Annotated in this window: 10 protein-coding genes; 7 read left to right on the forward strand and 3 right to left on the reverse strand. The window is 49.5% G+C overall.

Annotation, left to right across the window (positions count from 1 at the left end):
• Window positions 1-379 precede the first annotated feature (379 nt).
• The 7 genes from ACFQNF_RS13805 to ACFQNF_RS13835 all read left to right on the forward strand — a co-directional run bounded on the left by ACFQNF_RS13805 (window position 380) and on the right by ACFQNF_RS13835 (window position 9,986).
• On the forward strand, window positions 380-2,155 hold the full coding sequence (locus tag ACFQNF_RS13805) for a zinc-ribbon domain-containing protein (protein ID WP_380188523.1): 1,776 nt from the start codon (window positions 380-382) through the stop codon (window positions 2,153-2,155).
• Window positions 2,156-2,284: 129 nt separating this feature from the next.
• A complete protein-coding gene (tssI, locus tag ACFQNF_RS13810; protein WP_380188524.1) occupies window positions 2,285-4,942 on the forward strand; it encodes a type VI secretion system tip protein TssI/VgrG in 2,658 nt (885 codons plus the stop codon).
• The gene (locus tag ACFQNF_RS13815; RefSeq protein ID WP_380188525.1) at window positions 4,939-5,712 is read left to right on the forward strand and encodes a DUF4123 domain-containing protein; all 774 of its coding nucleotides are present in this window, start codon (window positions 4,939-4,941) and stop codon (window positions 5,710-5,712) included. Before tssI ends, ACFQNF_RS13815 begins: the two co-directional genes overlap by 4 nt.
• Before the next feature lie 200 nt (window positions 5,713-5,912).
• Window positions 5,913-6,641: a DUF3304 domain-containing protein gene (locus ACFQNF_RS13820; protein ID WP_380188526.1), complete on the forward strand. Its 729-nt coding sequence runs from the start codon at window positions 5,913-5,915 to the stop codon at window positions 6,639-6,641.
• Between the two features lie 2 nt (window positions 6,642-6,643).
• Window positions 6,644-7,102: a hypothetical protein gene (locus tag ACFQNF_RS13825; RefSeq protein WP_380188527.1), complete on the forward strand. Its 459-nt coding sequence runs from the start codon at window positions 6,644-6,646 to the stop codon at window positions 7,100-7,102.
• Between the two features lie 2 nt (window positions 7,103-7,104).
• Window positions 7,105-7,839, forward strand: coding sequence for a DUF3304 domain-containing protein (locus tag ACFQNF_RS13830; protein WP_380188528.1), 735 nt, complete (start codon window positions 7,105-7,107; stop codon window positions 7,837-7,839).
• On the forward strand, window positions 7,839-9,986 hold the full coding sequence (locus ACFQNF_RS13835) for a phospholipase effector Tle1 domain-containing protein (RefSeq protein WP_380188529.1): 2,148 nt from the start codon (window positions 7,839-7,841) through the stop codon (window positions 9,984-9,986). Before ACFQNF_RS13830 ends, ACFQNF_RS13835 begins: the two co-directional genes overlap by 1 nt.
• Before the next feature lie 93 nt (window positions 9,987-10,079).
• Here the strand turns inward: ACFQNF_RS13835 and ACFQNF_RS13840 are convergent, their stop codons facing one another.
• The 3 genes from ACFQNF_RS13840 to ACFQNF_RS13850 all read right to left on the reverse strand — a co-directional run bounded on the left by ACFQNF_RS13840 (window position 10,080) and on the right by ACFQNF_RS13850 (window position 13,007).
• Window positions 10,080-11,540 (reverse strand): NAD(P)H-hydrate dehydratase, encoded by a 1,461-nt coding sequence (locus ACFQNF_RS13840; protein WP_380188530.1) that lies wholly within the window; start codon window positions 11,538-11,540, stop codon window positions 10,080-10,082.
• Entirely contained in the window at window positions 11,537-12,280 is a 744-nt protein-coding gene (locus ACFQNF_RS13845; protein WP_380188531.1) for a flagellar brake protein, read from the reverse strand. The genes ACFQNF_RS13840 and ACFQNF_RS13845 overlap by 4 nt, the downstream gene beginning before the upstream one ends.
• Before the next feature lie 121 nt (window positions 12,281-12,401).
• The gene (locus ACFQNF_RS13850; RefSeq protein WP_380188532.1) at window positions 12,402-13,007 is read right to left on the reverse strand and encodes a hypothetical protein; all 606 of its coding nucleotides are present in this window, start codon (window positions 13,005-13,007) and stop codon (window positions 12,402-12,404) included.
• Between the last annotated feature and the right edge of the window lie 3 nt (window positions 13,008-13,010).

Genomic DNA, 13,010 nt, shown 5'->3' on the forward strand with positions numbered 1-13,010 from the left:
TTTGATTTATGCGCCCTTATTCCCCGCATGCTGCATGCCTTACTCATTGCTAAGCCTTGCCCGCGAGGGCGATTAACTGAGTAAGAGACATAATCAGGTACTATTTTATATGGCGCTAATTACAGGCAAGATCAATAAATTAGAATGCATTTTATTGTTGTAAGTATTAAGTGGTGATGTGGTGCAATTAATTAAAGTTTGGTGCAATGTTATTGCATTATCCTCCTAACTCATTGATTTTTATGAATCCCAGTGATCTGTTTGCCTCATTTGCTGCTGCTTTTGATCAGGGGAGTTGTCTTATCTCACTTCAGCTTGGTGATGGTGCAGCACGGAGCGATCAGCTATTAACGCTTCATTGTGAGTTTTGATTACAAAAATGCAAAAAACAAAAATAGAATTAAATCCTTTGCAACAACAGACAATCTTGGCTCAGCTCAACGCAGTGGCTATGGCGCGTGGTGGAATTTGCTTAACAGAGCAATATAAAAACAGTGACACGATCATGGCTTGGCAATGCAGGGAAGGGCATAAGTGGCAAGCGAAAAGCTTTGATATTAAAGCGGGTGATTGGTGCCCTGTTTGTTATAAAGCAGACCGAGCCATTGCCATGACTGCATTGGCCACCAAGCATGGCGGTGAGTGCAAATCGAGCTATGTGGATGAAGCAACGTTTCTGGATTGGCGCTGTGCCGAGGGCCACTGCTGGAGCTCATTACCCCGTATGGTAGAAAAAGGGGTGTGGTGTCAGCATTGTGCATTGCAGAAAACGAACAATAAAATTGAAGTCCTGCATCAAATAGCCCAAAAGCTCGGTGAAGTTTGCTTATCGCATCGCTTTGTTAACGACAGGACCCGACTATTGTGGCGATGCAAAAATGGCCACAGTAAAGCAGCCGTCTATGCCAATGTGCTTAAGGGTCATAGCTGCATGCTATGTGATAGGCAGGACAGAAAAGATCGGCTGTTTGCTAGGCTAGTGGATTTGGCAAAGGAGCTGGGTGGGGATTGCCTGTCTGATAGGTATGAAAACTTGAAGGAAGATTTTCGTTGGCGCTGCGGGGAGGGGCATGAATGGGTGGCAACGGGGGCTTCAATCAAAAAGGGGCAATGGTGTGCTTTATGTGCTGGCTATACCTTGATTGAGGAGAAAGGAGGAAAGGCTGTTTTAAGCTCCCTCACTCGTAATGAGCGGCAGAAGTGGCTACACAAATTGCAAGCAATGGCAATAGAGCGGGGAGGTGCTTGCCTGAGCACCGACTATGTAAATAACGGTGCTCACCTTGCATGGAAGTGTGCTAATGGGCATGAATGGATGTCGAGTTCAGCGAATATCTTAGGGGGGGGGTGGTGCCCACATTGCCTTAGGACGAGCACAGAGGATGCGCAGGCATTGGCTGTAGAACGGGGTGGAGAATGCTTGTCGAAGTTTGTTGATCGTTTTACCCCTCTGCGTTGGCGCTGTGCTGAAGGGCATGAATGGAAAACGAACTATGCTGTGGTTGCTCAGGGGGCTTGGTGTCCGGCGTGCGCCCTAAAGAATAAAAGGCTGGGTATCGAGGTTATGCATGTTTTAGCGGCCAAGTATGGGGGAAAGTGCTTATCGCAGCGCTATACCAATAATTCAGTAAAGCTAAGATGGCAATGTAAAAAGGGGCATCGTTGGGAGGCTGCGCCTGTGCAGGTGCAAACTGGGTTCTGGTGCATAGTGTGTAATAAAATAGAAAGAAAAGCACAAGCGCTCAAGCGCTTAAAGGCGTTTGCCATCGCAAAAGGGGGCAAGTGCTTATCAACAAGCTATGTATCAGGTCAAGCCCCTATCGAATGGCGCTGTGCTAAGGGGCATCAATGGACTTCTAATGCGATTGCGGTGAATAAATACTGGTGTCCGGTTTGCTCGGGATCTCGTCTGACGATAGACAGCGCCCATGAGCAGGCTGCACACAGGGCTGGCAAGTGCCTGAGTACAGAATATATAGACAGTCATCATAAATTATCATGGCAGTGCGAATTTGGGCATACTTGGAGTGCGTCGCTGGCGTCGATTAAGCATGGCAAGACTTGGTGCCCAGAGTGCCATATTGTCGCCATGCTTAAATCACGCGCAGATAAGCGAAAAAAGAAGAAAAATAGGCGTGTCTCGATACTCCTTTAAGGGGAGTGGGTTTGTTTGTGTCAATAGTGTGATATGCTTATGCGTAATGTAAAGATGTGATAAATATATTGTTATATTTTAGTGATCTTTGTGTAATATATACGCCATTATCACAATGGCTGCCTCTGAATGAATCCTCAAGATCTCCTTGCCTCATTCGCGGCAGCTTTTGTTCAAAGTAATCGCCTTATCTCTCTTCTGCTTGGTGATGGCGCAGCTTGGGGCGAACCGCTACTCCCCCAGCACGTAACAGGCAGCGAGGGGATTAATCGGGTTTATTGCTATCAGATCAAATGTCTTTCCCCTTCTGGTGATTTAGAGCTTAAATCGCTATTAGGCTTGCCGGTGGTCTTGTCTATTGCAGATGCCAAGGGCGATTCGATCGAGCGTTGCGGGGTAATTAGTCAGGTACAGCTTTTAGGCTCAGATGGCGGCTTTGCTAAGTATTCGCTCACCGTAGAGCCGCCTTTTGCACTGCTCAGATATCGCCGCACTTCTCGCATATTCCAAGATTTAACCATTGTCGAAATGGTGAAGCAGATCTTGGCCGAGCATCAGGCCAAAAATCCGGTGTTTGCCGCGGTGCAAACCGTTGATTTCAAATTATCCGGCGAATATCCACCGCGCTCTTATTGCGTGCAATACCGAGAAGACGATCTTGCCTTTGTGTGCAGGCAGCTCAAAGAATGCGGCCTTTCTTGGCGTTTTGAGCATCTGGCTGGAGACAACCCACAAGTTCAACTTGTCGTTTTTGATGATGTATTTTCGATTCCCGAAGCTTTAGACCCCATCGCTCGCTTTCACCGCGCCTCGGCCACAGAAGAAAGTGATTCACTCACGACATGGCAGACGCAGCGGCAAGTTGGAAGTAGCTCGGTGGCTTTGGCTAGCTTCGATTACAAAGCCAGCAGTACCAATCATAGCCAGAGCGATAGCGCGGTTGATCAAGGCGATGGCGGCCAGCAAATCCAATCCAGCCTCGAATATTACGACCCACAAGCGCATTACTACGCCAGCGATTTAGACCAGCTGAACCACGATGCCAAGCTGCGCCAAGATGCTTTTGATGGGCAAAAGAAATCATTTACCGGCTCAGGTACTTTACGCAGCCTGCAAGCAGGCCAGTGGTTTAGATTAGAAGATCACCCTGCTCATGAATGGGATAGCGCAGAGCAAAGGGAATTCGCTGTTACCGAGCTTAACTTCACCGCAAATAATAATTTGCCAGTGGATCTTACTCAGCAACTTAGCCTTATTGCGCCCAGCTTACTCGTAGGAGCGGCTTTAGCCGCGAATAATCCCCCTTACCAAGTCCACTTCACCGCCCAAAGGCGCGGCCAGCCCCTGCTCAGCCATCTGGATCAGCAAGAATTTACTAAGCCCACCAGCCTAGGTCTGCAAACCGCCACCGTGGTTGGCCCCGCTGGTGCAGAAGTCCATACCGATGAGCTAGGCCGGATTAAGCTCCAAATGCACTGGACTAGAAGTGCTGAGCACCCTGAGTTTGGCGCAAACCTAGATGACAAGTCTTCTTGCTGGATACGTGTCGCCTATCCATCAGCAGGCTCAGGTTTCGGTCATCAATTTATCCCTAGGGTGGGGATGGAGGTGACTGTAAGCTTTATAGAGGGAGACATCGACCGCCCCATCGTCACCGGTGTTGTCTATAACGGCAGCCATTCAGTACCCGCGTTTAGCGGTGCTGGTGCCTTGCCCGCCAATAAAACGCTATCAGGCATCAAAACCAAAGAACATGAAGGCGGCCAGTATGGCGAGCTGCTGTTTGATGACAGCAAGGGTGAAGTCCGCACTAAATTATCCAGCGAGCACGGCAAAACCCAGCTTAACCTTGGCTATCTAATCCACCCAAGAACTGATGGAAAAGGTGAGCCGCGTGGCGAAGGCTTTGAGCTGCGCACTGATAAACAAGGCGCAATCCGCGCCAATGGCCTGCTGATCAGCACCGAAGCCAAAAACGGCGCAAGCGGTCAGCAGCTCGATCACAGCCCCGCCCAAAGCCAGCTCGAATCGGCCTTGGCGTTGGCGCAAAGCCTAGGCGAAACGGCGACCAACCAGCTAGCCGACAGCATCGAAACCGGCGAAGGCGATAAAACCGTCAAGCCAGACAACAGCGCAGGCAGCAAGGCCAGCACCGGTCATCTTTACCACCATGTGCACGCTAGCAAAAGCCTTGAAGCAGGCAGCAATACCGACAAAGACGGCAAGAGCAAATCCCAAGACCAAGCAGGCCAACAAAAAATCATTCTGTTACACGGTGAGGACGGCGTAGCCATCACCAGCCCACAAAGCCAAACCATCGCAGCTGGCACCAATCTAGATTTGATCGCCCAAAGAGACACAAATCAAACCTCCGGCCGCCGCTGGATACACAACGTAGGCCAACATATCAGCCTATTTGTAGCGGGGGTAAAAGATAAAGTTGCACTGAAAATCATCGCAGCCAAAGGCAAAATCCAGCTGCAAGCGCAGAGCGACGATATTGAAATTACCGGCGATAAAGACCTAAAAGTGACGGCTTGCAAGGGGCTGCTCAGTGTTTCGGCTAAAGATGAAATCTTAGTCACGGCAGGTGGCGGCTATATCCGGCTAAAGGGTGGCGATATCGAGATTCATTGCCCAGGGACGGTGACGATTAAGGGCGCGAATCATGATGTGAGCGGGCCTGCGCAAATGATGCCGCCTTTGCCGCAGTTTCCTAATTCAATTTGCAAATCCTGCATGCTAAAAGCAAAAGATGCGGGTAGCCCTTTTGCGAGCAAAACATGATGATTGATCTTTATCCGCAACAAACGGCCCAAGTTTTGATGCAGTGGCTAGAGCTGAGCTTAAATCCTGAAAATCACCTTTATGCATTATTGGATCACAGCTTTGATCCAAAACTACTTCGTAAAATGAAGGATCGCATTAGCTATACGGCTTTGTATCAGGATCAAGGAGGGGATGTGGAAATCTCGCCCTTGCTCTGCATGCTGGATACGCAAAGCGAGCTGCAGGCACAGATTGAGCTTTTACTGCAGATCACTGCAGGGCAGCCCATGTTGAGTTTCTGGCTTAGCCCGCTCGATAGAGAGGCCATTTTTAGCCATTTTGCCAACTATTTTGATGTCACTCTTTTACCTGAAAAAATAAGCATGGTTTTGCGTTATGCAGATACACGCATTTTGCCCAACCTGCTTTCTACTTTTAACCCAGAGCAAAGTGCCATGTTTTTACGCCCCTTTGTGCAGCTGGCTTATTTTGATCGCGCAGCTAAGCCGGTGTTTGTGAGCGGCCTTCATCAGCAGCAGATTGCGGATACGCCGCTGATATTAAATGAAGTTCAATTTAATCAAATGATGGATCACTCCCTGCCTGATCAGGTATTGCAGCAGATTTATCGCGATAAACTACAGGCGCTACTTCCCGAACAAGCGTCGCTGGCTTATGCCTGGGTAAGCAATGAGTGTGTGGCTGCACAGGCAGAAGGCTTGTGTGAGTTCGCCGAAGTAACATCCTATTGCACGGCGCGTTTACAAGAGAGCAGGCCTTTGTCTTAAAAAAACAAGGCATATCTAAGGCTGGTTTTGGAAATGCAGAAATCAAATGAAGCGTGTTTTTAAGCTCTGAATAAATCGGCATACCCAAAGCTTTTAGTCGGGAATTTATTGTAAATACTGGATTTTCATCTGTGAGGGAGTGCCGAAATGATGCGCAGATTGGTCCTCTAATAAGCTGAGTGCGGCAATAGGAAATAACCGTGTTTAAAAAGTATCTATGCATCTTGTTTGTGCCTTTATTATTTGCCTGCCAGAAAGAGATTTCATCTGATGAAGGAGCGCTAGCAGCGGCCAGTAAAGTGCCTGCTGATAGCGTGACGGTGTCGGTGGATCAGGTGAATTACAACGCCGATTTAGAGATTAAATACACGGCCTTTGATGTGTCTGGCGGCAGCCCCAAAGAAGCGGTTGCCGGTGGGATTGTTGTGCCGCTGGCGGCAGGCGGGGCAAAAAGCTGCTGCGTGAATCTGCCTAAAGTCTGGCGGCCGGGGATTAAAATCAAGGTGGAGTGGCAGGAGGCAGATAAGGAAATTCGCCCTGAAATCTACCGGCAAACACTGGAATTACCCCGCTATCAAAAGCCAGGTGATGTGTATCTGGTGTTTTACCCCGGGCATCAGCTGGAAGTGATTGCCTCGCCCGTGGAGCCATCGCACCCAGATTGGCCTGGAAAAATCAAAGCGCCTCCGCTGGAAGCTTGCATGCAAAAAAACACCAAGAAATTTTGTATGCAGTCGTTGCCGAAGTATCGATGGGGAACTCCAGACTGGATGGCGAGTGGTATGAGGGAGTCATGCCAAATAAGTAGCATCCAAACATCATCAGATCCCGCTGGCAATCAAGCTTCGTGCGAAAAGATGCATGAAGAATGTTTGAATAAATGGAAGGTAACAGACAAAAGAATGTGTTCTTTTGACTATAAGGATTAAAAATGTCATCTCGATTCGCGGAATTATTGGAACGAACAGACTATCTGGCGCTAGAAAACAAGGAGCGGCACATATTAAATATAAACTTAGACACCCACTCCTGCCTCACCTGCGAAGAAGACATTTTTCTCGGCTTTTTTTTCGATGGAACGAATAACAATAAATATCGGGATACACCTGAATACTGCCATAGCAATGTAGCCCGTTTATACGAGGCTTATCCGGGCAAGGGCACGGTGTCGCAGCTGGCTTTAACCAGCGGCGCAGCCAAAGCAGATGAGCCTTATCTAAAAGGGCCGGGAACGGATCCGTATTTGTATCGTAAAACCTATATTCCTGGCGTGGGTACGCCGTTTAAAAAGCTGGGGGATAGCGGTGAAGATATGAGGCTTCATTTGCTCAGCACCAAGCCACGGCTTACCTCAATATTCAATATGAGTGATGCAGCACAAAGGAAATAACCGTGTTTAAAAAGTATCTATGTATTTTGTTCGTGCCTTTATTATTTGCCTGCCAGAAAGAGGTTTCATCTGATGATGAAGCGCTAGCCGCGGCCAGTAAAGTGCCAGCCGATAGCGTGACGGTGTCGGTAGATCAGGTGAATTACAACGCCGATTTAGAAATTAAATACACGGCCTTTGATGTGTCTGGTGGCAACCCCAAAGAAGCCGTTGCCGGAGGGATTGTTGTGCCGCTGGCGGCGGGCGGGGCCAAAAGCTGCTGCGTGAATCTGCCTAAAGTCTGGCGGCCGGGGATTAAAATCAAGGTGGAGTGGCAGGAGGCAGATAAGGAAATTCGCCCTGAAATCTACCGGCAAACATTGGAATTACCCCGCTATCAAAAGCCTGGCGATGTGTATCTGGTGTTTTACCCCGAGCATCAGCTGGAAGTGCTTGCCTCGCCTGTGGAGCCTTCCCACCTGGATTGGCCTGGAAAAATCAAAGCGCCTCCGCTGGAAGCTTGCATGCAAAAAAACACCAAGAAATTTTGTATGCAATCGTTGCCGAAGTATGCCCCAAATTCTCAGCAACAAATTGCCGCTGAAATTCGCAGCAACTGCCAAAAGGAAAGTATAAAGTCTGATGGAGACGCATCTGGATGGGATAAAAAAGGCTGCGAAGAAATGAAATTATTCTGCAAAAAAGAAATGAACGTTGATAAACGAATGTGTGAACTTGACTATAAGGGGGATGAATAATGACTGCTCGTTTTGCAGAGGCATGCCGCCCAGAGCCCCTTAAGTTAGATAAAAATGAAACTGTTATTTCTGCTCGAAGCGCAGATACCCCTTCCTGCCTCACCTGCGAAGAAGACATTTTTCTCGGCTTTTTTTTCGATGGCACCAATAACAATAAATATCGGGATACGCCTGAATATTGCCATAGCAATGTGGCCCGTTTGTACGAGGCTTATCCGGGCAAGGGCACGATGTCGCAGCTGGCTTTAATAAGTGGCACAGTCAAAGCGGATGAGCCTTATCTAAAAGGGCCGGGAACGGATCCGTATTTGTATCGTAAAACCTATATTCCCGGCGTGGGTACGCCATTTAAAAAGCTGGGGGATAGCGGTGTAGATAGTGATAAAACAGGTGGGCTGGCGGCTGCCATGCATGCGGAAGTTAGGATGTGCTGGGCTCTGCTGCAAGTGACCAACCATATTTCTGCCGCTTTGCTTGGTGAAAACCTGACTGATCCGCTGGAGAATGACGGCAAGCTTGCGCAAAAGATGTTGGATCGATGGTACGGGGCACAAAAGCCGCTGCCGCCCACGCTGAAAATACGGCCTTATCAGTCAACGCCGGATCAGTGGTCTGAAATACCCAATCCGCAGGCGGATTTTAGCCGGGCGACGGTGCTGGCTAAACGCAGCCAGGCATTGCACGAAAAAATCAAAGTAAGGCTGGCCAATAAGCCTTCATTACGGCGGGTCAGAATTTCGGTGTTTGGCTTTTCTCGCGGAGCGGCAGAGGCCCGTGCGTTTTGCAATTGGCTGCTGAATGCCTACGGCGGCGGGGTAGGCGGTATCGCCCTTAGTATCGATTTTTTGGGCATATTTGATACGGTAGCATCGGTAGGGATTGCCCGAGCTACACCTGGGGCAGATGGTCATTATGCCTGGGCCACCGAGCAGAATTTAAGCGTTTCCTCCAGCATTAAACGTTGTGTACATCTGGTTGCTGCGCACGAGGTGAGGGCTTCGTTTCCGCTGGATTCGGTGGGAAGTGGCAGTCATCTGAAGGAGGTGGTTTACCCAGGAGTGCACTCCGATATTGGTGGCGGTTATTTGCCGGAAGATCAAGGGCGGGCGAGTGGTAAGGGCAGTGCGGGAGATCAGAAAAAAATCTCGCAAATTACGCTAGCGCAAATGTACCGTGAGGCGCTGATGGCGGGCGTGCCGATGACTAATCCAAGCGAGTGGAAAGGCTTTCGGGAGAGCAATTTTAAAATTGACAGCCAAACCATTAAAAAATTTAATGACTATGTACAAGCAACCAGCAAGCTCACCGCCCCAGCGAGCAGCCCGGTTAGTAAAGCCAGCTTGGCTGCGATTGATCCGATGTGGCCTGTTGAGCGCCAGCCTTCGATGCCCCTGCTAAAACTGATGCATCAGCACTATGGCTATTTTTTGCAATGGCGGCGCTCCATTCTGGGGCATGCCCATGAACAGGCCAGCCTGATTGCATCTACTGCCGTTTCTAAGGCACAAGATATTGTTGATTTTAAGGTGACAGATCAGCAGCTTAGGCAGGAGCTGGATTTTTTGCAGGATCAGTCATCTTTTAAGTTTTTAAATTCTGATGATCCGCTGATTGAAAAAATACTTGCAGGAGTAACTGCCGCTAGCAGTGTACTGGTGCCTGCCCCTGCGATCTTAACCCCAACTCTGAGTTTGCTTGCTCGCGGCAAAGTGGTAAATGTGATGAAAGATAAGCAAAAAGAATGGGACGGGGAAATTAAAACATTATGGGCAGGTAGCTGCCCGGCGGCGTGTGTGCCCTTTTTTGAAACATTAATGCATGATTCCAGAGCTTGGTTTAAGCCACTTGGGGGAGAAGCAGCAGACGAGGCTAAAGTAGAAATAGCCAAGCTTCAGCGTGAAAATCATGAGCTAAAGCAAAGGAATGAGGCGATTCTTACTCATCCAGATTTACTGCAGCGTTCGGGCGTTTCGGTCACAGAGGTGCAAAGACTCAAAGAAAAAAACACGGCCAAAATAGAAGAAAATAATAAAATAATCGAAGAATATAAAACAGGTCGCCGCGTTCGGCTTCTTTATGCTGGGCAGGAGCCTTATCGGATGTATGGTTATTTACGCTGGCGTCATGTTTTTGCTATAGCAGGCTAGAAGGGGCTGGTATTTTAATCTCAGCTCAGATTTTGAAGGCTGGTGCGCACCTTGGAGTAAGTGAGGTGGCCGCAAACTGCCTACCTGCAATATCTAACACTTCCCCAAAACCTGATTCAATGCCGCTCTGGCATAGCTAATCGTTTCGCTTGCCGTTAAACCAATTCCATTGGGATGCGCTTTGCGCCAATCGTCCGCGGCGCGGCCGTGTAGCCAGCTGCCGCTTTGTACGGCTTCTAGCGGACTAAGGCCTTGCGCCAGCAGGGCGGCGATGATGCCGGATAACACATCGCCTTGCCCTGCACTGGCAAGGGCTGCATTGCCGCTGGCGTTGATGCTCCAGCTTTGCTCGTTCGCACATACTGAGCCTGCTCCTTTGAGCAGTACGGTGGCTTCATAGCGCTGTGCGAGGGCTTGGGCGGATTCAATTCGATTGGCTTGCACGGCTTGAGTACTGGTGTGCAGCAGCCTTGCTGCTTCGGCAGGGTGGGGAGTGAGAATACTTGCGGCAGTGCGTTGCCGCATTGCGGCGGCTAGCTCTGCAGAGCTTGCCAGTAAATTAAGCGCATCTGCATCCAGCAGTAGGGGTAAGGAGCTGGCGATGCTTTGCCTGAGTAGCTCCAAGGCTTCGGTGCTCTGACCAAGGCCGGGGCCAACAGCAAGCAGGGTGAGTGCGGGGTGTTGCAGGGCTTCATGGGCGCTGTGCAGCATCAGTTCGGGTTGCACAGAGTCTACGCTCAGCGAGGTATCCAGCAAGCCAAGCACAACGCGTCCAGTACCCATATGCAAAGCCGCCCGGCCAGCCAGCAGCGCCGCACCAAGCATGCCCGTTGCACCGCCTATCACACCCACCGTGCCGTAACTGCCTTTATGACTATCTGGCTTGCGCTGAAGTTGCGCAATGCTGGATGGTGCTTGAGTTTGCAAATGGCCATCTGGGGCAAGAAACAGATCGCCCGGTATTTGTAAATCATGCAGGCTGATCTCTCCCGCCAGATCACAGCCTTTTCCGGTAAATAAGCCAGGCTTGTGAGCAATAAAGCTCAGCGTGTGCGTGGCATGAATGGTGGCTGTGGCATCACCGCTATCCGCCATTAATCCGCTGGGAATATCCAAAGCAATCACCGGGCAGGCCAGTGCCTGTAGTTCGGCAATGATTTGCTGGTCTGCATCACCCAGTTGGCGGTTTAAGCCGATGCCGTACAGGCCATCAATGGCTAAATCGGCCTGATTGGGCGTGCTGCTTAGTATTTGCCCGCCGTGCGCCAACCATGCGGCTAATGCTTTTTGGGCGGGCATGGGGCCAGATGGTGCGCTCAGGCGAAGTAAGACGGTTTTGCCAGCAAGATGGAGCAGGGTTGCGGTGACTAAGGCGTCCCCTCCATTATTGCCGGGGCCAGCCAGCACATAAATGGTTTGCGCCTCGGGGTGGTGTTTAATAATCCAGTCGGCACTGCATTGCCCCGCTCTCTGCATGAGTGGCAAGCCCGCTCGCGCAGCTGCAGCTTCAATTTGCTTGAGCTTGTTGCTCAGAAAAAGCGGGGGATTGATCATTCGCGGGAAATTCGCTGGCGTTCAATTTTATTGATAAAACGCTGAATCAGCGTTTGCATTTTTCCGGGCAAATCAAAGAAACGGCAACCGATGCGCTGTGTTTTAACACCATTACGCAGTGTCACATCAATCACAATGCACACTTGCATATCGATTTCGATCACGCCGACATCGAGTAGCTGAATTTGGCAATTGCGCAGGGTATTGCCAACGACCATTTGCAAATCGGGCGATATGCCGAGCAGGCTTAAGCCACCCAAGCTGATATCGGTGACTAATAGTTCTGTCTGCCTGCCATCGCCAAGCGGAATCATACAATCCACTTTTTGCGACATGGGAATATCTAGCCGATAAAAATCGCGTCTTTGCATGCGCAGTGTTTGAACTGGGCCGCTACTGCGGATTGCGGTGCGCCCTTCATAGGCGACCAGCGTGGCATTGGGTAGCTCGAATTGCACTTTAACTTTGTTGACCACGCCAACTAAGAGCATGCGGGCATCTTTGGTTAAGGCCGCATTGATGACAATATCGTTGCTGGCATCAAATAATAATTCATTGTCATTGATGCTAAGCAGGGTGCTGATTGCAAAAGGCTCACGTTTACCAGCAGGGTAGAGACAAATAATCTCACCCTTTTCCAGTAATTGCTTAAGCAAGTACTTGATTTCGATGCTGGCGCTGACGAGATAGGGCCCCGTATCTGATACAAAAACGGGCTCCAGCGTGGGAGGTTGTTGCATTGTGGTAATCAGTAAAAGAAAAGATAAGCCACTTTATATCATTGGCTGAGACTTAATCCTAGCTTGCGTTAATGTGTCGGCAAATGAATTTGAAATAGACCTTGGTGATTGTTTAGCATAATCAACTCCTTGGAATATTGAAGGGGTCATCGGCGATAGAGAGGAGTGCTTCCAGTTCATCCCGCCGCATCCGTTCTTCTTTTTGTCGCTCTGCATCCCTGGGCTTTACGTGCAGGCTGATTTGCGTGTCATCAAACCAAAAAGACAGCGAGGGAGAGTCGGCGAGCTGCCGGCCATTGGCAGCGGGCAGCAGCTCATAATCAATTTGCTGATTAAGCAAAAAAATCTCAGCTGATTTGGGGTCGTCTAAAAATAAAATTAAATTAATATCGGAGTTCGGTCCTGCTACACCAGAGAGTACCGATCCGCTTAAATAGGGATTAAAGTGCGCCAGAATACGCATTACTTTGAGGGCTTTGCGCCTGAGGTTATTCAGGCTATCGCTATGTTCGGGGTGGTAAACTGCCCGGTAGTTAGCCAAGGCGGCTTCTATTTCCTGATTGGAGGGCATCATTCGGCCCTCGCTAATTCCTAATTGTCTGGCTGCTTTTTTCTTAGCCAGTGCAAAATCGTGCAAATGATCTTCGGCAATTAAACGGGCCGCACGCTCGCTAATCTGAGCGCGCAAATGGGATGACTGGCGATCGAGAACATGCGGCTTGCTCATTGA

It is taken from the genome of Iodobacter arcticus (assembly GCF_042664895.1).
GTDB classification, from domain to species: Bacteria; Pseudomonadota; Gammaproteobacteria; order Burkholderiales; family Chitinibacteraceae; genus Iodobacter; species Iodobacter arcticus.

Coding starts and splice junctions, on each gene's coding strand:
- ACFQNF_RS13805 (WP_380188523.1), top strand. CDS start 380: ATGCAAAAAACAAAAATAGAATTAAATCCTTTGCAACAACAGACAATC.
- tssI (WP_380188524.1), top strand. CDS start 2,285: ATGAATCCTCAAGATCTCCTTGCCTCATTCGCGGCAGCTTTTGTTCAA.
- ACFQNF_RS13815 (WP_380188525.1), top strand. CDS start 4,939: ATGATGATTGATCTTTATCCGCAACAAACGGCCCAAGTTTTGATGCAG.
- ACFQNF_RS13825 (WP_380188527.1), top strand. CDS start 6,644: ATGTCATCTCGATTCGCGGAATTATTGGAACGAACAGACTATCTGGCG.
- ACFQNF_RS13835 (WP_380188529.1), top strand. CDS start 7,839: ATGACTGCTCGTTTTGCAGAGGCATGCCGCCCAGAGCCCCTTAAGTTA.
- ACFQNF_RS13840 (WP_380188530.1), bottom strand. CDS start 11,540: ATGATCAATCCCCCGCTTTTTCTGAGCAACAAGCTCAAGCAAATTGAA.
- ACFQNF_RS13845 (WP_380188531.1), bottom strand. CDS start 12,280: ATGCAACAACCTCCCACGCTGGAGCCCGTTTTTGTATCAGATACGGGG.
- ACFQNF_RS13850 (WP_380188532.1), bottom strand. CDS start 13,007: ATGAGCAAGCCGCATGTTCTCGATCGCCAGTCATCCCATTTGCGCGCT.